This is a genomic window from Umezawaea sp. NPDC059074 (assembly GCF_042738955.1).
Lineage (GTDB): Bacteria > Actinomycetota > Actinomycetes > Mycobacteriales > Pseudonocardiaceae > Umezawaea.
Genome location: NZ_JBHYHC010000070.1, coordinates 25,666 through 46,578 on the forward strand (window position 1 = coordinate 25,666; position 20,913 = coordinate 46,578).

Annotated in this window: 17 protein-coding genes; 9 read left to right on the top strand and 8 right to left on the bottom strand. The window is 71.7% G+C overall.

Translation table 11 applies throughout. The annotated features are described in order from the left end of the window. Positions 1 to 24: 24 nt before the first annotated feature. The 3 genes from ACFWW9_RS27955 (at position 25) to ACFWW9_RS27965 (ending at position 4,188) form a co-directional block, all read left to right on the top strand. A complete protein-coding gene (locus tag ACFWW9_RS27955) occupies positions 25 to 456 on the top strand; it encodes an acyl-CoA thioesterase (protein ID WP_390383962.1) in 432 nt (143 codons plus the stop codon). Further along, positions 449 to 1,084: a hypothetical protein gene (locus tag ACFWW9_RS27960; protein ID WP_390383964.1), complete on the top strand. Its 636-nt coding sequence runs from the start codon at positions 449 to 451 to the stop codon at positions 1,082 to 1,084. Before ACFWW9_RS27955 ends, ACFWW9_RS27960 begins: the two co-directional genes overlap by 8 nt. A gap of 68 nt (positions 1,085 to 1,152) precedes the next feature. Beyond that, on the top strand, positions 1,153 to 4,188 hold the full coding sequence (locus ACFWW9_RS27965) for a BTAD domain-containing putative transcriptional regulator (protein ID WP_390383966.1): 3,036 nt from the start codon (positions 1,153 to 1,155) through the stop codon (positions 4,186 to 4,188). Here the strand turns inward: ACFWW9_RS27965 and ACFWW9_RS27970 are convergent. Together ACFWW9_RS27970 and ACFWW9_RS27975 are read right to left on the bottom strand one after the other, a co-directional pair. Continuing rightward, on the bottom strand, positions 4,175 to 4,651 hold the full coding sequence (locus ACFWW9_RS27970; protein WP_390383968.1) for a hypothetical protein: 477 nt from the start codon (positions 4,649 to 4,651) through the stop codon (positions 4,175 to 4,177). The two genes, ACFWW9_RS27965 and ACFWW9_RS27970, sit on opposite strands and share 14 nt — an antisense overlap. 81 nt (positions 4,652 to 4,732) lie before the next feature. Next, positions 4,733 to 7,297: a LuxR C-terminal-related transcriptional regulator gene (locus ACFWW9_RS27975; protein WP_390383970.1), complete on the bottom strand. Its 2,565-nt coding sequence runs from the start codon at positions 7,295 to 7,297 to the stop codon at positions 4,733 to 4,735. A gap of 92 nt (positions 7,298 to 7,389) precedes the next feature. Between ACFWW9_RS27975 and ACFWW9_RS27980 the strand changes: the two genes are divergently transcribed. Then, the gene (locus ACFWW9_RS27980) at positions 7,390 to 7,800 is read left to right on the top strand and encodes a PPOX class F420-dependent oxidoreductase (RefSeq protein WP_390383972.1); all 411 of its coding nucleotides are present in this window, start codon (positions 7,390 to 7,392) and stop codon (positions 7,798 to 7,800) included. A gap of 164 nt (positions 7,801 to 7,964) precedes the next feature. Here ACFWW9_RS27980 and ACFWW9_RS27985 read toward each other — a convergent pair whose 3' ends face one another. The 4 genes from ACFWW9_RS27985 to ACFWW9_RS28000 all read right to left on the bottom strand — a co-directional run bounded on the left by ACFWW9_RS27985 (position 7,965) and on the right by ACFWW9_RS28000 (position 13,088). Continuing rightward, positions 7,965 to 9,563: a glycoside hydrolase family 13 protein gene (locus ACFWW9_RS27985; RefSeq protein ID WP_390383974.1), complete on the bottom strand. Its 1,599-nt coding sequence runs from the start codon at positions 9,561 to 9,563 to the stop codon at positions 7,965 to 7,967. Positions 9,564 to 9,636: 73 nt separating this feature from the next. Continuing rightward, a complete protein-coding gene (locus tag ACFWW9_RS27990; RefSeq protein WP_390383976.1) occupies positions 9,637 to 10,020 on the bottom strand; it encodes a globin in 384 nt (127 codons plus the stop codon). A gap of 61 nt (positions 10,021 to 10,081) precedes the next feature. After that, complete coding sequence (locus ACFWW9_RS27995) at positions 10,082 to 10,981, bottom strand: mechanosensitive ion channel family protein (protein WP_390383978.1); 900 nt, start codon at positions 10,979 to 10,981, stop codon at positions 10,082 to 10,084. Between the two features lie 13 nt (positions 10,982 to 10,994). Then, positions 10,995 to 13,088, bottom strand: coding sequence for a prolyl oligopeptidase family protein (locus ACFWW9_RS28000; RefSeq protein ID WP_390383980.1), 2,094 nt, complete (start codon positions 13,086 to 13,088; stop codon positions 10,995 to 10,997). 139 nt (positions 13,089 to 13,227) lie between these two features. Between ACFWW9_RS28000 and ACFWW9_RS28005 the strand changes: the two genes are divergently transcribed. Next, positions 13,228 to 13,899 carry an HNH endonuclease gene (locus tag ACFWW9_RS28005; RefSeq protein WP_390383982.1) on the top strand — a complete coding sequence of 224 codons (672 nt, stop codon included), beginning with the start codon at positions 13,228 to 13,230 and terminating at the stop codon, positions 13,897 to 13,899. 30 nt (positions 13,900 to 13,929) lie between these two features. On the opposite strand, the gene ACFWW9_RS28010 is transcribed toward ACFWW9_RS28005, so the two are convergent. Further along, positions 13,930 to 14,730: a DUF2345 domain-containing protein gene (locus tag ACFWW9_RS28010; RefSeq protein WP_390383984.1), complete on the bottom strand. Its 801-nt coding sequence runs from the start codon at positions 14,728 to 14,730 to the stop codon at positions 13,930 to 13,932. A gap of 267 nt (positions 14,731 to 14,997) precedes the next feature. Here ACFWW9_RS28010 and ACFWW9_RS28015 point away from each other — a divergent pair, with 267 nt between their 5' ends. The 3 genes from ACFWW9_RS28015 to ACFWW9_RS28025 are packed head-to-tail and all read left to right on the top strand — an operon-like array spanning position 14,998 to position 16,965. Continuing rightward, on the top strand, positions 14,998 to 16,197 hold the full coding sequence (locus ACFWW9_RS28015; RefSeq protein ID WP_390383986.1) for an MFS transporter: 1,200 nt from the start codon (positions 14,998 to 15,000) through the stop codon (positions 16,195 to 16,197). Positions 16,198 to 16,235: 38 nt separating this feature from the next. Beyond that, on the top strand, positions 16,236 to 16,493 hold the full coding sequence (locus ACFWW9_RS28020) for a hypothetical protein (protein ID WP_390383989.1): 258 nt from the start codon (positions 16,236 to 16,238) through the stop codon (positions 16,491 to 16,493). Further along, the gene (locus tag ACFWW9_RS28025) at positions 16,480 to 16,965 is read left to right on the top strand and encodes a DUF5130 family protein (RefSeq protein WP_390383991.1); all 486 of its coding nucleotides are present in this window, start codon (positions 16,480 to 16,482) and stop codon (positions 16,963 to 16,965) included. The genes ACFWW9_RS28020 and ACFWW9_RS28025 overlap by 14 nt, the downstream gene beginning before the upstream one ends. A 487-nt stretch (positions 16,966 to 17,452) precedes the next feature. Here the strand turns inward: ACFWW9_RS28025 and pepN are convergent, their stop codons facing one another. Then, positions 17,453 to 20,017, bottom strand: coding sequence for an aminopeptidase N (gene pepN, locus ACFWW9_RS28030; RefSeq protein ID WP_390383993.1), 2,565 nt, complete (start codon positions 20,015 to 20,017; stop codon positions 17,453 to 17,455). A 218-nt stretch (positions 20,018 to 20,235) separates the two neighbouring features. On the opposite strand from pepN, the gene ACFWW9_RS28035 reads away from it, so the two are divergent. Next, positions 20,236 to 20,850, top strand: coding sequence for a DsbA family protein (locus ACFWW9_RS28035; RefSeq protein ID WP_390383995.1), 615 nt, complete (start codon positions 20,236 to 20,238; stop codon positions 20,848 to 20,850). Positions 20,851 to 20,913: the final 63 nt, after the last annotated feature.

A 20,913-nucleotide genomic window follows, 5' to 3' on the forward strand; every position in this document is an offset into this window, starting at 1 on the left:
CAGACTTGCAGGAGGCGCGTTCCGTTGGGTGTGTTCGTCACGGGGGTTCGGCCGCGGTGGTCGGACATGGACGCTTTCGGCCACGTCAACCACGCCAACACGGTGACGTTGCTGGAGGAGGCGCGGATCGACCTGCTGTTCACCGAGGCCGCGCGGCACGGCGTGACGGACATGACGCAGGGTGTGGTGGTGGCCCGGCTCGTGGTGGACTACATCGCGCCCATCGTGTTCACCGGCGGCGAGATCGTCGTCGAGATGTCGGTGCGCGAACTGCGCAGCGCGTCGTTCCTGCTGGACTACACCGTGCGGAACCAGCGCGGTGACGACAGCGTTGTCGTGACGAAAGCGGAAACGCTGCTGGTGCCCTACAACGTGACGGCCGCACGCCCGCGGCGTCTCGACGAAGCCGAGCGCGACTTCCTCGCGGGCTGGCGTGCCGGAGGTAACGGTGCCTGAGTTGATCCTGGCCGACCCCGCCGAGCGGGACGACCTCGGCGCGTTCGTCGCGCGGGGCGTCCGGCTGGAGCCGCAGGCGGTGGTGCGGTTGCGCAACCGCGCGGACAGCGGGCTGGTGGACGCGTGGGTGGCCACGCCGTTCGACGCGCTGGCCACGCGCACGGTCGCGGGCAGGCTCGAACCGTCGGACGTCACGGTGTCCGGCAGCGACCTGCTGATGGGGCTGGCCGTCGTGCGCAGCGCCACGGTCGACCCCGGCCCGGCGAAGGACCTGATGTGGCGGTCGGCGCTGCCGCCGACGGCGGGCTGGCTGCCGGTGGACCGGCTGCCCGGCAGCGTCGTGTCCGGGCTGGCGGACGAGGGCGTGGCCGTGGCGCGGGAGAACGCGGGCCCGCACGGCACGCCGCCCGCGTCGCTGCTCGACCAGACGGTGATCACGGTCAGCGGTTCCGGCCTCGACGTGAAGGTGCCGCTGCGCTGCCTGTTCGCGCTGTCCGGGATGGGGTTCCTCGGCACGACCGAGGAGGACGAGGTGCGGGTGACGGCGACGGACTCGTGGCTGCGCATCGACGCGCGGTTCGGCGCGATCGTCCGCCGCAGGCACTCCATGCTGCCGCTTCTCGTGTGAGGCCTCGTCGGATTTCGACTACGGTGGTGGTTCTGCCCTAGTCGTGCCGGGTGAGCGGGGGGAGGCACGTGGAGTTCCGGGTTCTCGGACCGGTCGAGGCGTACGTCAACGGTGTCGCGGTCTCCGTCGGCGGTCCCAAGCCGCGCACGTTGCTGGCGCTGCTCGCGGTGCACGCGGGCCGGGTCGTCTCGCAGGACCAGCTCGTGGACGCCGTGTGGGGCGAGGAGCCGCCCGAGCAGACCCGTGCCGCCGTCTACACGTACGTGTCCACGCTGCGGCGCGCGTTCGCCGAGGAGGCGGACGTGATCTCGCGCAACGGCGGCGGCTACCTGCTCGCGGCCGGGCTGGACCAGGTCGACCTGCACGTGTTCACCACCGAGGTCGGCGCCGGTCGTCGCGCGCTCGCGGACGGCGACCTGGAGGAGGCCGCGGCGCGCTTCACCGCCGCGCTGGCCGTGTGGCGCGGGCCCGCGCTCGGCGGGGCGCAGGGCGAGTGGGCGCAGGGCGAGCGGTCCCGGCTGGAGGAGCTGCGGCTGGCCGCGCTGGAGGACCGCGTGGACGCCGACCTGGCGATCGGCCGCGGGGCGGCGCTGGTCGCCGAGCTGAGCGCCGCGGTGGCCGCGCATCCGTTGCGCGAACGCTTGCGCAGCCAGCTCATGCTCGCGCTGCACCAGTCGGGCAGGCAGGCGGACGCGCTCGCGTGCTACCAGGAGGGCCGCCGGGTCCTGCTCGACGAGCTGGGCCTCGAACCCGGTCAGGCGCTGCGCTCCACGCACGACCGCATCCTGCGCGCCGAGGACGAGCCGGTCGCGTCCCCGCCGAAACCGGACGTCGTGAACGTGGTCGTCCTGCCGCAGCGGCCCAGCCAGCTGCCGTTCGACATCGCCGACTTCACCGGCCGCGCGGACGAGATCGTCCAGCTGTCCGAGCACCTGTCCGCGACGGCCACCGCCGTGCGGCTGTGCGCGATCTCCGGCAAGCCGGGCGCGGGCAAGTCGACGCTGGCCATGCACGTCGCGCACGCCGTCCGCGAGCACTTCCCGGACGGCCAGCTCTACGCGACCCTGCGGGGCGTCCACGCCGTGCGGGCCGAGCCGTTCGAGGTGCTGGCCGGGTTCCTGCGGGCGCTCGGCGTCGCGGACGCGGCGATGCCCGCCGACGCCGACGAGCGCGCCCAGCTCTACCGCACGCTGCTGGCCGACCGGAAGGTCCTCGTCGTGCTCGACGACGCCGCCGACGAACGCCAGATCCGGCAACTGCTGCCCGGCAGCGCCACCTGCGCGGTGCTCGTGACCAGCCGCGAACGGCTCGGGGCACTGGGCGGCGCAGCCCAGCTCGGCTTGGACGTGCTGGACGACTCGGAGGCGTTCGAGCTGCTGGACCGGGTCATCGGGGACGGTCGCGCGGCCGCCGAGCCGGAGGCCGCGCAGCACATCGTGCGGCTGTGCGGACGGCTGCCGCTGGCCGTGCGCATCGCGGGCGCGCGCTTGGCCGCCCGACCGCACTGGAAGCTCAGCCGCCTGGTCGAGCGGCTGCGGGTGCAGCGCCGGGTCCTCCAAGAGCTGACTCTCGGCGACCTGGAGGTGCGCGGCAGCCTCGCGCTGAGCTACGCGGGCCTGGCCGAACGCGAACGGGCCGCGCTGCGCAGGTTGGGGCTGCTGGACGTGTCCACGTTCGGCGGCTGGCTGGTCGCGCCACTGATCGACTGCCCGCCCGACGAGGGCGAGGAGGTCGTCGAACGGCTCGTCGACGCCCAGCTGCTCGACGTCGTGACCAGCGACGACAACGGGTCGCTGCGCTACCAGCTGCACGACCTGACCCGCGCGTTCGCCCGTGAGCGCGGGGACGCCGAGGAGTCCGCCGCCGAGATCCGGGCGGCCTGCACGCGGGCCGCCGAGTCGTGGCTGGTGCTCGTGGAGACGGCGGGTCAGCGGATGCCGCACGCCCAGTTCGGCGACACCGGGACGCCCGCCGCCTCGCCGTACCTGGCCGACGACCTCGCGGGCGAGCTGCTCGCCGACCCCGAGGCCTGGTTCGACGCCGAGCAGGCCGACCTGGTCGGCGTGGTCGAGCGGATCAGCGAGCTGGACCTCACCGACATCGCCACGAGGCTGGCCGCCGCGCTGTGCTCGTCGCGGTTCTCCGTCCGCAACCTGTTCGGCCAGTGGTGGCGCACCCACTCGGCCGCGCTGGAGGCCGCCCAGCGGGTCGGCGACCGCACCGGCGAGGCGCGGCTGCTGTCCGGTCTCGGCTGGCTGCGCTACGAGCAGGACCGCTTCGACGAGTCCGGCCGCTACTTCGAGCAGGCGCTGGAGGCGTACGCGCACACCGCCGACGCCCACGGCCAGGCCATGACCCGTCTGGCGCTGAGCACCGTGCGGCGCGAGCGCGGCGAACTCGCGAAGGCCTTCGAGTCGCTGACCGTCGCACTGCCGGAGCTGCGCGCGCTCGACGAGCGGCACGCCGTCGCCCAGGCCGAGCACGAGCTGGGCCGCGTCCTCACCGAGCAGGGCGACCTGGAGGAGGCGCTGGCCACGTGCGAGCGGACCCTCTTCGCGTACCGGACGCTCGGTGACCGCCGGGCGACTGCCATAGCGCTGCGGTCGGTCGGCATCGTGCACCGCGCGGCGGGACGGCTGGACGAGGCCGCCCGCAGCAGCGAGGCCGCCGTGGACATCCTGCGCAGGCTCGGCGACCGGCTGATGTCCGCGTACGCCGTGCAGGCGTTGGCGAAGGTCCGCATCCGGCAGGGCCGCGGCGACGCCGTGCGCAGCGACCTGCTGGAGTGCCTGGCCACGTGCAACGACATGCAGGACGGCTTCGGCCAGGCGTTGCTGCTGCGCACCCTGGGCGAGCTGGAGCACGCGGCGGGCCGCCCGGACGTGGCCCACCGCTACCTGGAGCGTTCTCTCCAGTGGTGGGACGCGTTGAGCCTGCCGGTCTGGCGGGCCCGCACGCTGCGCGACCTGTCGGCCGTCCTGGCCGCGCTGGGCGACCAGGACGGGGCCGACGGGGCGTGGACCGAGGCACTGGTGATCTTCGAGCGGCACGGCAGCCGCGAGGCGCGGGAACCCCGGCCGGAGAGCGTCCTCAACCCCGCGTGACGGTCTTCTCCACGCGGTGGACGAAGAACCGGTCCGGCCCGGTGAGCAGCGCGGGGTCCTCGTCGGGCAGCAGCTCGGTCGAGTTGACCGCGACACCGCCCGCCTCCAGCGCCTCCAGCGAGGTCGCCATCGCGACGACGACGAAGGAGTCGACCGGTCCGGCCAGCAGCATGGTCCCGACGTGGCCGGGCACCCGTGCCAGCGCGGGCTTGATGCGCTCCTCGAACGCCCGCGTCGCCGCCGTCTGCCGTGCCTCGCTCAGCGGGCCGTCGAAGTGCACCAACGACACGGCGGCGGGCTCCTCATCGCTCGCCGGGCCGGACCAGTGGTCCTGCACGGTGTAGTCGCCGCCGTCCTCGTGCAGCGACAGCACGACGTGCCTGCCGCTGCCGATCTCGGTCATCAGGTGCGCGACGGCGGCAGTGGTCGGGATCTGGTCGGCGTGCTCGATCCTGGCGAACATCCGGTCACCTCCGGGGTAGTGGCTGTTGCCCGGAATCGTCGGACGCGGGACCCCCGCCGCGCCTCAGTGCCACCACGGAGGTCAGCCACGCAACCCGGCGCGGGCCACCCAAGTCGCCACCTGGGTCCGGTTGACCAGCCCGAGCTTCGCCAGCAGGTTGCGCACGTGCGACTCGACGGTCCGCTCGGACAGCACCAGCCGGTCGGCGACGGCCCGGTTCGACAGCCCCTCGCCGACCAGCCCGGCGATCTCCCGTTCACGGGCGGTCAGGCTCGCCACGCCGCCGCGCACGCCGGTCAGCTCATCGACCAGCGCGGTCGCCTCGGCCGTCGTGGGGGCCATGCCCAGCTGCCTGCTCAGGTGCAGGCAGTCGTCCAGGTGCTCGACCGCCCGCGCGGCCGGTCCCGAGGCGGCGACCAGCGCTTTCGCCGTGGCGAGGTGGGCGAGCGCGAGGCACGGCAGCGCGCCGATCCGGCGTTCCATCGCGAGGGCGTCCCGCAGGTGTGCCATCGCGATGTCGTGCCTGCCCAGAGCCGTGGCGAACTCGCCGAGCGCCCGGCTGATCGAGCCCTCGATGCCGGTCAGGGCGTTCGCGTAGTGCGCCGCGTGCGGTGCGGTGAGGTCGTAGGCCAGTTCGAGCGTCGCGCGGTCGTCGAACGCGGCGGCGAGCAGGCCGGTGATCAGCACGGTGCCCAGCCACCGCCCGTCCACCGGCAGGTCGGCGAGCAGCGGCGCGAGCTGCCGCAACCGCAGCCGGGCCCGGTCGCGGCAGCCGCTGCGCAGCAGGTGGATCCCGTGCACGGCCATGATGATCGGAATGCCCTCGCCCGCCGCCAGCGCGGGGGAGTCCACCTCGCAGGGCTGCCCGGTCCAGCGCGCGAGCTGCCACCGGAACGCGGGCGAGAACGCCTTCGCCGACACGTCCTCGGTGCGCGCGGACACCGCGCCGAACTCGTCCGCCAACCGCTCGGCCTCGGCGAACCTGCCCACCAGCACCGCGCGGGAAGCCTTGGCGCGCAACAGGTGCCAGCGGGCGAGCGCCCAGCCCAACCGGTCGACCAGCGCCTCCAGGTGGATCAGCTGGGCGTCGACCTCGGCGGTCGCCCCCAGGCTCATGGCCGCGTCGATCCGCCAGAGGTGGCCCCACAGCGCGGCTTCCGGACTCCCGAGCGCGATCATCCTGGCACCCAGCCGCAACTGCTCGGAGACGTCGACCGGGCGGGCCGCGATCAGGTGGCGGGCGTTGATCGCGTGCCGCAGCGCGTCCGGATCGCCGGACCGCTCGGCCATCGCCAGCGCGCGCACGCTCAACGGTCGCGCGCGGCCGAAGTCGGTCAGGTCGCCCAACGTGGCCGCGTGCTGGGCGAGCACGAGCGCGTGGCGGGCGCTGTCCTCGTCACCGAGCACCGCCCGCGCGCGTTCGCAGAGCAGCGCGATGGCGGGGCTCACCGGGCCCTGCACGTCCCGCACCACGACCGCCGCCCGCACCAGCGCGTCGTGGTCGCCGGTCCGTTCGGCGAGGTCCGCCGCGGCCACGCAGTGCTCGACGGACTCGGTCACCTTCCCGGCCCGCCGCAACGACTCCGCGACCGACAGCAGGCACGTGGTGCGGTCGCCGTCGTCGTCCAGCAGGGGCAGCGCGCGCTTCAGCCAGTCCGCCGCGTCGTCGAACGCCTGCCGCTCTTCGGCGTCCGCGGCGGCCTCCCGGCAGGCCAGGACCGCGGTGGCCCGGCTGTCGGCGTCCACGACCGCGCGCAGCCGGTGCCGGGCCCGATCGGGCGCGCTCTCCACGGCCTCCGCCAGCCGCCGGTGCCACTCGATCCGCTCGTCCCTGGCCAGCCCGTCGTAGCGGGCGTCGCGGATCAGCGCGTGCGACCACCGCACGGTCCCCGGCGCGCTCGGGTCGTCGACCAGGATCCCCGCCCGCACGGCCTCAGCGACCGCCGCCCGATCGGCCCGCAGCACGGCGAGGTCCACCTCCTCGCCGAACACCGCGGCCCCGTCCAGCAGCCGCCCGCACTCCGCGCCCAGCCCGGCGAACCGGTGCGGCGCGCGCGCTTTTTCCCGGACGTACAGGGGAATCCCGCCGCTGGCCCGCAGCACCGAGGTCACCCGGTCCTCGTCGGCGTCCGGCCCCAGGTACTCGGCGACCTCGTCGCGCCCGAACGGCTCCAACCGCAGCTCGTGCGCACCGGACAGCCCGTCGAGCGGGGTCCGGCTGGTCACGACGACCAGCAGCCTGCCCTCCGCGCACAGGTACCGCAGCAGCCGCAGCGACGCGTCGTCGGCCCAGTGGAAGTCCTCCAGCACCAGCGCTTCCGGCCGCGCCGCGACCACCGCGTCGGCGCACCGCGCGATGGCCTGGAACCGCGCCGACGGCTCCGGGTCCACCGACAGCAGCCCCGGCCCCAACCCCAGCGCCACGGCGTGCGGCCCGCTCAGCAACCGCGTCCACGGCCAAAACGCGGGCGCCCCCTCGTCCGCGACGGCCCTCCCGACCAGCACCGGCCCGTCGAGCACCTCGACCAGCCGCGACTTCCCGATCCCCGCCTCGCCGAGCACGACCACGGTCGCCCCGCGGCCGCTGTCCCGCAGCCCGAGCAGCAGGTCGCGCTCACGCCGCCGCCCGACGAAGCCGTCGTCCATGCCGCCCAGTGTGCGCCGGCGAAACCCGGTTGACCCCCCGACCACCGCGGCTGATCATTCGCGGCATCCCCTCACCCCGTTGGAGCCGCCGCGTGTTCACCCCAGCCGAACTCGACTACCTGCACGGCCAGACCCTCGGCCGGTTCGCCACCGTGGGACCGTCGGGAGCCCCGCACGTCGTCCCGGTCGGCGTGTTCCTGGACGCGGGCGTCGTCGTGATCGGTGGCGTCGCGGGCATGTCCGCCACCAAGAAGTTCCGCGACGCCAGTCGCGACCCCGCCGTCGCGCTGGTCGTGGACGACATGGAGTCGGCGGCCCCGTGGAACCCGCGCGGCATCGAGATCCGCGGCCACGCCGAGACGTTCGAGGAGGGCGGCGAGGAGGTCGGCCTCCGCATCGGCGCGCCCATCCGCTTCGACCGCGCGTGGATCCGCCTGGTCCCGCGCCGGATCGTCACGTGGGGCATCGAGGGCACGGGCCGGACCGCGCGGACCGTGGCGTGACGTATCGAGCACACCCGCTCGACCGACGTCAACGCCGGAGGCGACCACCGCGAGAACCCGGTGCGCCCGCTGGAGAACGGCCTCCGCCGACACCATCAGCACCTCGCGGTGATCGGCCACGAGCGGAGAGACGGAAGGGGAGCCCGTGGGCTCCCCTTCGCACGTCAGACCAGCCACACCGCGGTGTCCGGCGGCAGTTGAGCGCCGTCCATGGGGCCGCTGGAGACCAGGATCTCGCCCGGCGGCAGCGGCACCGAGGCGCCGGAGGTGTTGAGGGCGCAGATGAGGCCGCCGCCCTTGCGCCGGAACGCGAAGCAGCCGGGAGGGGCGCCGTACCACTCGAGTTCGTCGCCCGCGACGCCCGGCTGGGACTTGCGCAGCTCCAGCGCGTGCCGGTACAGCGACAGCATCGAGTCGGGGTCCTCCAGCTGCGCCTCGGCGGTGACGTCGTGCCACTCGTTCGGCACGGGCAGCCAGGTGTGCGCGTTCTCCGAGAACCCGAACGGCGGGACGTTGCCCTCCCACGGGATCGGGACGCGGCAGCCGTCACGGCCGCGCTCGGTGTGGCCGGAGCGCTCCCACGTCGGGTCCTGCAACGCCCACTCGGGCAGCTCCACGTTGGGCAGGCCCAGTTCCTCGCCGTTGTAGAGGTACACGACGCCGGGCAGCGCCAGTTCGACGAGGATCATCGCCCGCGCCCGCTTGAGGCCGAGCGGTCCGCCGCCGTAGCGGCTCACGTGCCGCACCACGTCGTGGTTGGACAGCGTCCACGTGGCGGGGGTGCCGGAGTGGGCGACCGCGCCGAGCGAGTGGTCGATGGCCGAGCGGACCTGGTCCGCGTCGAAACCGGCTTCCACCAAGCGGAAGTTGAACGCCAGGTGCAGTTCGTCCGGCCGCACGTAGCGCGCGAAGCGCTCGTCGTCGGTCACCCAGACCTCGCCGACCGCCATGCGGTTCGGGTACGCGTCGAGGACCTTGCGAATCATCCGGTGGATCTCGTGCACGGCGTCGTCGTCGAACCGCGGGTCGCGGATGTCGTCGTGCAGCAGCGCACCGGACGCGCCCTGCGCTCGCGGGTCCATGTTCGGCAGGTTGAACGGCTTCGCCATGCCGTGCGCCACGTCGATGCGGAACCCGTCCACGCCGCGGTCGAGCCAGAACCGGAGCGTCTGCTCCAGGTCGGCGTGGACCTCGGGGTTCTCCCAGTTCAGGTCGGGCTGCTCGGTGGCGAACAGGTGCAGGAACCACTGGCCGTCGCGGACCCGCGTCCACGCCGAGCCGCCGAACACGCTCGTCCAGTTGTTCGGCGGCTGCGAGCCGTCGAAACCGCCGCCGTCGCGGAAGATGTACCGCGCCCGCTCCCGGCTGCCGGGGGGCGAGTTCAGCGCCGCCTGGAACCACGGGTGGCGGTCGCTGGTGTGGTTGGGCACCAGGTCGATGGTGATCCGCATGTTGTGCGCGTGCGCGTCCGCGACCAGCGCGTCGAACGCGGCCAGGTCGCCGAACACCGGGTCGACGTCCCTCGGGTCCGCCACGTCGTAGCCGTGGTCGGCCATCGGCGAGCGGTAGAACGGCGTGAGCCACAGCGCGTCGACGCCGAGCAGCTCCAGGTAGCCCAGCCGCGACCGGATGCCGTCCAGGTCGCCGATGCCGTCGTTGTTCGAGTCCGCGAACGAGCGGACGTACACCTGGTAGAAGACCGCGTCACGCCACCAGGCGGCCTCGTCGGCGATCTCTGGTTGGAGGTCGGAGGATCGTCGCACGAGTGTTCATCCTGCCATTCGGGGTGGCGTGGGTCGCCCCCATGAGGGGCCCAGCGGGGAGGTGCCGAGAAGATCAGACCCAGGCGTTCATGAGGCTGTTCGCGGCCATTTCGAGGTAGGCCCACAGCTGAGCCCGGTGTTCGGGCGACAGGTTCTCCTCGTCGACGGCGATCTTCATGCAGCGCAGCCAGGCGTCGCGCTCGATCGGGCCGATGGTGAACGGCTGGTGCCGCATCCGCAGCCTCGGGTGGCCGCGGTTGTCCGAGTACGTGTGCGGGCCGCCCCAGTACTGCATGAGGAACAGCCGGAAGCGCTCCTCCGCGGGACCGAGGTCCTCCTCGGGGTAGAGCGGCCGGAGCACTTCGTCGGTGGCCACTTCCTGGTAGAAGCGCGCGACGATCCGGTGGAAGGTGTCGTACCCGCCCACGGCTTCGTAGAAGTTCTCCGGAGTGCCCACTCGTCCATCCTGACTCACGCATCCGCCCCCGCGCACGTCGGGGGGCGGATGCGTGAACTGATCAGGACTTGACGGTCGTCACACCGGACTTCTCCAGGGCGGGCATGAGCTTCGCGCGCAGCGCGCGCTGCACCGACCACTGGCGGCCGGGGCGGACCTTCACCGTGACGCGCATGGTGATGCCCTCGGCGGTGACCTTCTCCACGCCGAGCACCTGCGGCTTGTCGATGACGTCCTTGGACAGCGGCTCCTCCTCGGTCGCCTCCAGCGACACCCGCTCCAGCACCTCGCTGGCCTCGGCCAGGTTCGCGCCGTAGGTGAGCGGCAGGTCGACCACGGCGACCGCGAAGCCCTGGCTGGAGTTGCCGACGCGCAGGATCTCGCCGTTGCGGACGTACCAGACGGTGCCGTTGCCGTCGCGGATCGTGGTGATCCGGAGGCCGACCGCCTCCACGGTGCCGGTCGCGGGACCGAGGTCCACGACGTCGCCGACGCCGTACTGGTCCTCCAGCATCATGAACATGCCGGACAGGAAGTCCTTCACCAGGTTCTGCGCGCCGAAACCGATGGCCACGCCGAGGATGCCAGCGGACGTCAGGATCGGGGCCACGTTCATGCCCAGCTCGGTGAGCACCTGGATGAAGGCGATGCCGAAGACGCCCATGGTCGTCACGGACTTCAGCACCGAGCCGATGGTCTTGGCGCGCTGGTCCCGGCGTTCCGACACCAGCGCGCCCAAGGCCTGTGGCGCCCGTTCCCGCAGGGGGCGCAGCAGGGACGGCTTGCGGTCCGCGTCGCCGCCCCTGGTCAACCGGTCGATCAGCCGCCGCAGGAGCCAGCGGACCACGATCGCGATCAGCAGGATCAGCGCGATGCGCAACCCCGCCTGGGCGAGTTTCGGCCCGTTCTCCACCCACCAGTCGATGGCGAGCGCCTGCTTGGCGTCATCCAGTCCCTGCACGAACGAATACCTCCTACAAGTCCAGGCCCGTCGCGTGGGCGAGGAAGGTCAGCTGGTCCACGGCCAGGGCCGCCGTCCGGCTCACCGAACGGCCCGCGTGCCCCACCTCGGTCTCCCGCCGGATCAGCACGGGGTGCTTGGCCGGGTCGGACGTGGTCGCGTGCTGCAGTGCGGCGCACATCTTGCGGGCGTGGTTGGGATCCACTCGGGTGTCCGACTCGAACACCGTGAACAGCACTGAAGGGTACTCAACATCGGGGCGAACCCGGTGGTACGGAGAGTAGGACAAGAGCCACGTGAACTCTTCGGCGTCGGCGGCCGTGCCGTACTCCTCCGCCCAGAGCCGCCCGAGCAGGAAGTTCTCGTACCGCACCATGTCCAGCAGTGGGGCCGAGCACACCACGGCCGCGTACAGCTCCGGGCGCTGGGTCAACGCGGCCCCGACGAGCAGGCCGCCGTTGCTGCCGCCCATGATCGACAACTGCTGCGGCGTGGTCCACCCGTCGCGGATCAGCCGCTCGGCCGCGGCGTGGAAGTCGTCGAACACGTTCTGCTTGTGCCCGCGCATTCCCGCCTTGTGCCACTGCTCACCCTCCTCGTCGCCGCCGCGCAGCGAGGCGTGCACCCACACGCCGCCCGCCTCGACCCACGCGAGCGTCGTGGCGCTGTAGCCGGGGCCGCGGCCGACGGCGAACCCGCCGTAGCCGGAGAGCAGCGTCGGCCGGGGGAAGTCGGGTTCGCGCTCCGGGGACACGACGAACATCCGCACGGTGGTGCCGTCAGCGGAGGTGTACTCCACCTGCTGGGTCGTCACGGCGGGTAGTTCCACGACGCCGGGCGCGGTCGCGTGCAGCTCGGTCGTGCCGCGCGACAGCGAGTGCCGGTACACCGACAGCGGCGTGGTGAAGTCGGAGTACCCGAACCACACGTCGTCGCCGCGCTCGTCGTCCACAATGGACAGACCGTGCACGGAGCCGGTGCCCGGCAACGGGACCGCGCGCCGGTGCTCGCCGGTCACCGGGTCGTGCAGGTGCAGCTCGGACACCGCGTGCCGGGTGCGCAGCACGACCAGGCCGTCGTCCAGCCACTTCGCGCCGTCGAGCACCGAGTCGTCCTGCTCGGGCACGACGTCCACCCAGTGCTCGGGCGTCGGCGTCGTCGGATCGGTCGCGCACAGCCGGAACCGCGGCGCGTCCAGGGACGTGAGCAGGAGCAGCCTGCCGTCGCGGGCGATCCACGCGGTCGTCTGCGCTGCCGCCGACGTGTCGACCACCTGGCGCAGCACCCGGTCCCCGTGCAGGTCCGCGATCCACACCGAGTCGTGCCGGACCGTGCCCGGCGAGCCGTTGACGAGCAGCCACCGGCCGTCGGACGACGTGGACAGCCCGTAGAAGTAGGTGTGGTCCAGCCCGTCGCCGTGCACCCGCAGGTCGTTCGCCGGGTCCGTGCCGACCCGGTGCCGCCACACCCGGCGGTGGAACAGCCGCTCGTCCTCCGGCAGGTCCGCCGGGTCGAGCTGCCGGACGTAGTAGAACTCCTCGCCGCCGGGCAGCCAGCCCACGGGGGAGTAGCGGCAGCGGTCGATCGGGCCTTCCACCAGGTCGCCGGACTCCACGTCGATCACGGACAGCGACGACTTCTCGTTGCCGCCGACCGACACCTGGTACGCCAGCAGCGTCCCCTCCAGGCTCGGCGACCACGCGTCCAGCGTCGTCGCGCCGGACGGGTCGAGCCGGTTCACGTCGAGCAGCACGCGCTCGGAGCCGTCGGCCTCGCGCACGTGCACGACGGCGTGGTCCTGGTCGGGGTCGCGGCGGGAGAAGAACGCCCGGCCCGCGCGCCACGTCGGCGTCGACACCGAGCCGGTCCGCAGCAGGTCGCGCAGCCGGTCGCCGAGCGCCTCGCGCCCCGGCAGCTCGTCCAGCCACGAGCGACCCAGCTCGTCCTGTGATCTGGACCACTCCGCTGTGCGGGGGTCGGCCGAGTCCTCCAGCCAGCGGTACGGGTCGGCCACCGGGTGGCCGTGCAGGTCCTCGACGAGGTCGAGCCGAACGGCGGCCGGGTAGGTCATCGTCGCAGGCAGAGCTGCGGGGGGAACCTCAGTCACCTGGGGAAGCGTAGCGTTGGTTGAAAACGATCCCCGATAGGGCGGCGTTCACCCACATTTCGATCTCGGGTGGGCTTGCACACGTGCTTTTCGGGGGTGATCTGTGGTCTGCTATGGCTGTACCGGTGGAGGTGGTCGCGTGCCAGACCGACAACCGACCCCGATCGGCGCCCTGAGCACATCAGGGGTCGCGCCGAGGGTCCCTGCTGGCCAAAAACAGGCCATCGTCCGTTCCGTGTCGGACGACGGGGACCGCAATGGGGAGGGTACCGGTCACGCGCCGGTCGTGTTCCCCTGGGGTAGAAGAAAAGTGCTCCTGCTCAACGCCACGTTCGAGCCCCTGACCGCGCTGTCCCTGCGACGCGCGGTCGTGCTCGTCGTCTGCGGCAAGGCCGAGGTCGTCCACGGGGACCCGGCGGGTTCCATGGTCCACTCGTCGTCGGCCGAGGTCATAGTGCCGTCCGTGATCCGGCTCAGTACCTACGTGCGCGTCCCCTACCGGGGGCGCGTTCCGTTGACCAGGGCCGGGTTGATGCACCGGGACCGCTTCCGGTGCGCGTACTGCGGCGGTCGGGCCGAGACGATCGACCACGTCGTCCCTCGCAGTCGGGGTGGGCCCCACACCTGGCAGAACTGCGTCGCGTGCTGCGCGAAGTGCAACCACCGCAAGGCGGACAAGCTCCTGTCCGAACTGGGGTGGCGGCTCCGCGTCGTGCCGAACGCGCCCAGGGGGCCGCACTGGCGGCTGCTGGCCGGTGTCACCGAGGCCGACCCGCTCTGGTTGCCGTACCTCGGCGAACCCGCTGCCTAGCTGAACGGGCTCGCTGCCGGTGGTGCTCCATCAGGCCGCCGGCGCGAGCTCGTCGCGGCGCGCCGTGATCCGCACGGAGTCGTTCGCGGTGATGCGCACCGAGTCCTTGGCGGTGATGCGCACGGAGTCCAGCGCCGTGATGCGGACCGAGTCGTCCGCCGTGATGCGCACGGAGTCCGCCTTGCCGGTGATGCGCACGGAGTCGCGCGCGGTGATCCGCACGGAGTCCTTGGCGGTGATGCGCACCGAGTCCAGCGCCGTGATCCGCACCGAGTCCTCGGACGTGATCCGCACGGAGTCCAGGGCGGTGATGCGCACCGAGTCGTCGTGGGCCGTGATGCGCACGGAGTCGTCGTGAGCGGTGATCCGGACCGAGTCGTCGTGCGCGGTGATCCGCACGGAGTCCTTGGCGGTGATGCGCACGGAGTCCTTGGCGGTGATGCGCACCGAGTCCAGCGCGGTGATGCGGACCGAGTCCTTCGCCGTGATGCGCACCGAGTCGAGGGCCGTGATGCGGACCGAGTCGTCGTGGGACGTGATCCGGACGGAGTCCTTCGCGGTGATTCGGACAGAATCCTTCTTGGCGGTGATCCTGACCGAGTCGAGGGCGGTGATGCGCACGGAATCGGCCTTGGCCGTGATGCGGACCGAGTCCGCGGCGGAAGTGATCCGAACGGAGTCCTTCGCGGTGATCCGAACGGAGTCGTCCATCGTGATCCGAACGGACGCACGCGCACGGTCCCGCTGCTGACCGGTCGTAACACTCTGCTCCGCCTGGCCGTAGTTCGAAAGGGTGAAGGCGGCGGTCTGGGCAGCGTTGATCGTGTACATGTTGTGTCCTCCAGGACGCGTTGAGGCCCGGATTGGCCTCGTTCGAGGAAAAGCAAGACCCGTATAGGTGAAAAGCTAGAAGCCGAGTGCCTCGGAAACAAGACGCCAAACCGGCCGCCGTTCGCCGCCGTCCGGTCGGAGACCGTCCGGCCGTAGCCGTTGACCCGCGTGAACACCTCCGGTTGGTGCGGATGTCACCGTCTGGACACGGTGCGTAACGTCACCGGGGTTCCCCCGTCGGAAACGGTCGAAGCGAGGTCGTGGCGGATGGTCGGTGCCCTTCAGGCCAGAGGTGTGGGGACGCGCGACTTCGGCAGGCTCACGGGCGCGTGGGCCACGTCCCTGGTCGGCGACGGCGTGCGCACCGTCGCGCTCCCGCTGTACACCGCGATCAGCACGCGCAGCCCGCTCGCGGCGTCCGCCGTGGCCGTCGCGACGGCCCTGCCGTGGCTGATGGTCGCGCTGCCCGCCGGAGTGCTGGTCGACCGCTGGTCGCCCCGGACGGTCGTGGCCGTCGCGCACACGTTCCGCGCCGTCGTCACCGGCCTGCTGGCCTTCGCCGTGGTCGCCGACCGCGCGAACGTCGCGCTGTTATGCGCTTTCGCGTTCCTGCTCACCAGCGCCGAGACGTTCGCCGACACGGCGTCGCAGGTGCTGCTGGTGGAACTGGCCGGTCCGGACGACCTGGAACGGGCCAACGGGCGGTTCGTGACCGTCGAGACCGTCGGCATGGACCTGGTCGGCCCGCTCGCCGCGAGCGCCCTGTTCTGGTGGGAGCCCGCCGCCTGCTTCGCGCTGGACGCCCTCACCTTCGTCGTGGCCGCCTACCTGGTGTTCCGGCTCCCGGAGGTCACGCCCGACCGCCCGCCGCGCACGTCCCTGCGCACGCAGCTCGCCGAGGGCGCCGGCTTCCTGGTCCGCTCGTCCCGGCTGCGCGTGCTGGTGATCGCGGTCGCCGTGACCGCGATCTGCGCGTCCGCCGTGAACGCGATGTTCGCCCTGTACGCCGTCACGGTGCTCGGCCTGCCGCCGTCGGCGGTGCCGTGGCTGGTCGTGGTGATCTCGCTCGGCGCGCTCGCCGGCGCGCGGATCAGCCCCCTGGTGGCGGCCAAGCTCGGCCCCGGTCGGGTGATGGTCGGCGCGCTGGTCGTGCTGGGGGCCGCGTTCGCCCTGTACGGGGCCGTGCCGCACCTGGCGGCCGCGTTGGTGGCCGTGGTGCTGTTCGGGGCCGCGTCGGCGGGCTGGAACGTCCTGTCGGCCACCCGCAGGCAGCGCCTGACCCCGACGCCGCTCATGGGGCGCGTCACGAGCGCGTACCGCGTCCTGGCCTGGGGGCTGTCGCCCGTGGGAGCCGCGATCGCGGGCCCGCTGGCCGCCGCGACGTCCCTCGGCGTGGTCTACCTGGCGGCGGGCGCGACCACCGTCGTGACGGCACTGGTGCTCGCCCGACCGCTCATGCGCACCTGACAGCGCCCCCACGTGGGCTATCGGTTACCGTAACCGCCGTGACCATCGTGGAGACCGTGCTCGTCTTCGCGCTGATCCCGCTGGCCATCTACGGCGTGATCACGCTACTGACGCTGAGGCCAAAGGCCACCCGCATCACCCGGTACCGCCCAGGGCAGGAGTGGGGCTACGCACCGGTGTGGTGGAGCGGGAACCCGGCCGGGGTCAGCTCGACCCACCAGACGTCCGACGCCGCAGAGGCCGGCGGCGCCGTGCCCGCGCGCACTGCCAGGGGAGGTGCCCGTGGCAACTGGTGAAGTCGCCCAGCGCCCGCAGGTAGACCCGTCCGACCTGGCCGTCGGCGAGGTGATCACGAACAGCGGCCGCGTCTCGGCCGCGCGCATGTACGAGCCGCACGCGCCCGCACTGCCGTTCACGCCGAACCAGCTGGCGAGCCTCGACGAGGCCCTCACGCTGTCCAGCCGGGAGACCGGGCTGGACTTCAGCGTGTACCTGGGTGCCCTCGAAGGGGACACGCGGGCCGCGGCCGAGGAGATGCACGCGGCCATCGGAGCGCGGGCGAGCCACGCGGTGCTGATCGCGGTGTCGCCGGGGCAGCGGGTCGTGGAGATCGTGACCGGCGAGGAATCGCACCGGCGGGTCAACGACCGCGGCGCGAAGCTCGCCGTGATGAGCATGGTGGCGTCGTTCAAGGAAGGCGACATCGCGGGCGGTCTGGTTGGCGGACTGCGGATGCTCACCGACCAGGCGGGCTCCCACAAGGCCTGATTCTTTCCGACTTGACGCCGAAAGCCGCATCCCTTGGGGGTGCGGCTTTTGTGCTTTGTGGGGCTTGGGTTTGGGTGGGTCGCAGTGGCCGCTGGTTCCAGCGTGGTCTTTCAGCGGCTGCGATTTCCAGCGTGCTGTGGCCGATTTGACATGGGGGCCCCTCATTTCGGCCTTTGTCGGGCTCAAAAGGCGGTCCGAAGAGAGTCCCGCCCGACCACAATTTTAAGGCCGAAATCCCCATGTCAAATCGGCCACGTTCCGTGGCCTGCGGCTACCGGTCCCAGCGTGGTTGCTGTCGGTCCTGTGCCGGGGTGGTGGGCGGCTACGTTGCCCCGGCGCCTGCTTGTGGTCACCAATCAGCTTTGGCTCAGCTGGTGGGTCATCATTCGGTCGACTCGGAACTGGCTGTAGTCATTTCACTGGGAAAAGCCTGACCTCGGTGGGGTGGGAACTGGCGTTCCCACCCCACCTTGGTTCTCATCGGTTCTCAGGACCGGTCGAACTCCTGGGCTGCGAGTGCCCGGACGATGCCCGCGCGACCCTCCGACACCAATCGGCGCAGTGCCGGCGGGTGGTCGGCCGAGGCGAGCCAGTCGTCCGATGCCTTCACGGTTTCCGGGGTGATGGACCAGGCCGGGAACAGGCCGATGACCATCGACTGCGCCCTTTCGCTCGACCTGCGTTCCCAGACGCCGGTCACGTCGGCGAAGTAGCGGGCCGCGTACGGGGCCAGCAGGTCCTTCTGCGACGCGTGGGAGATGCCGCCGATGATGGCCTCGCTGACGGCGTTGGGGATGTCGTCGTCGTTGACCGCGCGGTCCCACGCCTCGTCCTTGGCCTCCACCGTGGGGCGGAGCGCCTTCGCGGACTCGGCGCGGCGGTGGCCGGTGGCGGTGGGGTCGCGCTGCTCCTCCGCCTCGATCTCGGGCAGGCCCGCCGCTCCGTGCGCGGTGAGCGCCTGGAGGAAGCGCCAGCGCAGGTCGGTGTCGACCTCCAGGCCCTCCAGCACGTCGGTGCCGTCGTACCAGCCGCGCACCACGGCGATGCCCTCGTCGTCCAGCACCGAGCCCGCGAGGGCGTTGGCGAACGCCAACTGGTGGTCGGAGCCGGGTTCGGCCGCGCGCACCAGTTCCAGGGTCTTGGTGGTGAACTTGCGCCAGCCCTCGTCGCGCCACGAGGCGTCCGCGTACGACGACAGCGCGGTCTGCGCCTGGAGCAGCAGGCGCTGCACCACGCCGACCTCGGTCTCCGAGTGCAGGCCGCCCAGCACCAGGTTGACGAAGTCGCGGGCCTTCAGCTCGGCCTCGCGGGTCATCTCCCACACCGCGGACCAGCACAGCGTGCGCGCCAGCGGTTCGGCGATGTCCGCGATCCGGTCGACCAGCGTGGTCAGCGAGTCCGGGTCGAGGCGCATCGTGCAGTAGGTGAGGTCGTCGTCGTTGACCAGCACCAGCTTGCCGCGCGAGAGCCCCACCAGCTCGGGCACCTCGGTGCGCTCGCCGGTGACGTCCAGCTCCACCCGCTGCGTGCGGACGAGCTTGCCGCTGCCGTCGTCGTCGTACACGCCGACCGCGATCCGGTGCGTGCGCAGCTCGCCGGCGCCCGGCCGGGCCCCGCTCTGGAGCACGGCGAACTCGGTGAAGTTGCAGTCGGTGTCCACGGAGAACTTGGGGCGCAACGGGTTCAGGCCCGTCGTCTCCAGCCACTGCGCGCTCCACCACGACAGGTCGCGGCTCGACGCCTCCTCCAGCGCGCCGAGCAGGTCCGCCAGGGTGGCGTTGCCCCACGCGTGCTTGGCGAAGTAGACCCGCAGGCCCGCCAGGAAGTTCTCCAGGCCCACGTACGCCACGAGCTGCTTGAGGACGCTGGCGCCCTTGGCGTAGGTGATGCCGTCGAAGTTGACCTCGACGGCCTGGAGGTCCGGGATGTCCGCCGCGACGGGGTGCGTCGAGGGCAGCTGGTCCTGCCGGTACGCCCACGACTTCTCGATCTTCGCGAACGTCGTCCACGCGTGCTTGTACTCGGTGGCCTCGGCCTGCGCGAGCACCGACGCCCACGTGGCGAACGACTCGTTCAGCCACAGGTCGTCCCACCAGCGCATGGTCACGAGGTCGCCGAACCACATGTGCGCCATCTCGTGCAGCACGGTCTCGGACCGGCGCTCGTAGAGGTAGCGCGTGACCCGGCTCCGGAAGACGTAGTCCTCCAGGAACGTCACGCAGCCCGCGTTCTCCATCGCGCCCGCGTTGAACTCCGGCACGAAGCACTGGTCGTACTTGCCGAACGGGTACTTGACGCCGAAGGCCTCGTGGTAGAAGCCGAAGCCCTGCTTGGTCTCGGTGAACAGCCGCTCGGCGTCCATGTGCGGCGCGAGCGACGCGCGGCAGTACAGGCCGAGGGGAATCGTGAAGTCGCCGTCGACGTACTCGTCGCGCCACTCGGCGTACGGGCCCGCCACCAGCGCGACCAGGTACGTCGACATCGGCTTGGTCACGCCGAAGTGGTGCCTGTCCGCCCCGCCCTCGGCGTCCTCAGTGGACTCGATGGCCGAGTTGGACATCACCTTCCAGTCCGCCGCCGCCGTCACCGTCATCTCGTAGACGGACTTCAGGTCGGGCTGGTCGAAGCAGGCGAACATCCGCTTGGCGTCGGCCGTCTCGAACTGGGAGTACAGGTACACGCCGCCGTCGACCGGGTCGACGAACCGGTGCAGGCCCTCGCCGGTGTTCATGTACCGGCAGTCGGCCTCGACGACCAGCTCGTTGACGTCCGCGAGGTCCGCCAGCGGGATGCCGTCCTCCTCGCGGTAGCCGGACACGTCCAGCTCCACGCCGTTGAGGACGGCCCGGTGGACGGTGGCGGCCACGATGTCGATCCAGGTGGACGCCCCCGCCGTCAGGCTGCGGAACGCAACCGTGGACGTCGAGCGGAACGTCTCCGAACCCGGCTTGCCGCCGCCGTCCGTCAGATCCAGCTCGATCCGGTAGGAGTCGACTTCCAGCAACGCCGAGCGCTGCTGGGCCTGGTCGCGAGTGAGGTTGGGTGCCGCCACTGGTCACCTCGTCTGCCGGCGCCCCCGTGCTCGACACCGACGTCGTCGGAATGGGAAGTCGTCATGTCCGTGAACACGACTCCCGCATCCAATCACGTGACGCCGCCGGAAGTGGACTCCAGGATCGGGAAGACCTGCCCACCTCGTGTTGTTGCTCTGTTCGGGGCGTCCCGTACCCGGCGCCCGCACCCAACGTGAACAGGAATGGGGCTCTCCACATGTCGTCAGAGGCCAAGGCGAAGGTCGACTTCTACTTCGACCCCGTGTGTCCGTTCGCCTGGATCACGTCGCGCTGGATCCTGGAGGTCGAGAAGGTCCGCGACATCGACCTGAGCTTCCACGTGATGAGCCTCGCCGTGCTCAACGACGGTCGGGACCTGCCCGCGGAGTACCGCGAGCTGCTCGACAAGGCGTGGGGCCCGGTGCGGGTGGCCATCGCCGCGGAGAAGGCGCACGGCAACAAGGTGCTGCTGCCGTACTACACGGCGTTCGGCACGCGCTACCACAACGAGGGCAACAAGGACTACGAGAGCGTCATCAAGCTCGCCCTCGAGGACGCCGGTCTGCCCGCCGAGCTGGCCGAGGCCGCCACCTCGACGGACTTCGACGAGGAGCTCAAGGCCAGCCACCACCGCGGCATGGACCCGGTCGGCATGGACGTCGGCACGCCGACCATCCACATCGACGGCGTCGCGTTCTTCGGCCCGGTCCTGACCAAGATCCCGAAGGGCGAGGACGCGGGCAAGGTCTTCGACGGCTCCCGCCTGCTCGCCGACTACCCGTACTTCTTCGAGCTGAAGCGCACCCGCACGGGTGACCTCGACTTCACCTGAGCCCCCTGACGCGGAACGCCCCCCGATGTTCCAACCTGGCGGCGTTACGCGTATACGCTGTCA

Excerpts from the sequence above, each read along its gene's own strand:
- ACFWW9_RS27970 (WP_390383968.1), bottom strand. The coding sequence starts at position 4,651 with ATGTTCGCCAGGATCGAGCACGCCGACCAGATCCCGACCACTGCCGCC.
- ACFWW9_RS28010 (WP_390383984.1), bottom strand. The coding sequence starts at position 14,730 with ATGTACACGATCAACGCTGCCCAGACCGCCGCCTTCACCCTTTCGAAC.
- ACFWW9_RS28015 (WP_390383986.1), top strand. The coding sequence starts at position 14,998 with ATGGTCGGTGCCCTTCAGGCCAGAGGTGTGGGGACGCGCGACTTCGGC.
- ACFWW9_RS28035 (WP_390383995.1), top strand. The coding sequence starts at position 20,236 with ATGTCGTCAGAGGCCAAGGCGAAGGTCGACTTCTACTTCGACCCCGTG.
- ACFWW9_RS27975 (WP_390383970.1), bottom strand. The coding sequence starts at position 7,297 with ATGGACGACGGCTTCGTCGGGCGGCGGCGTGAGCGCGACCTGCTGCTC.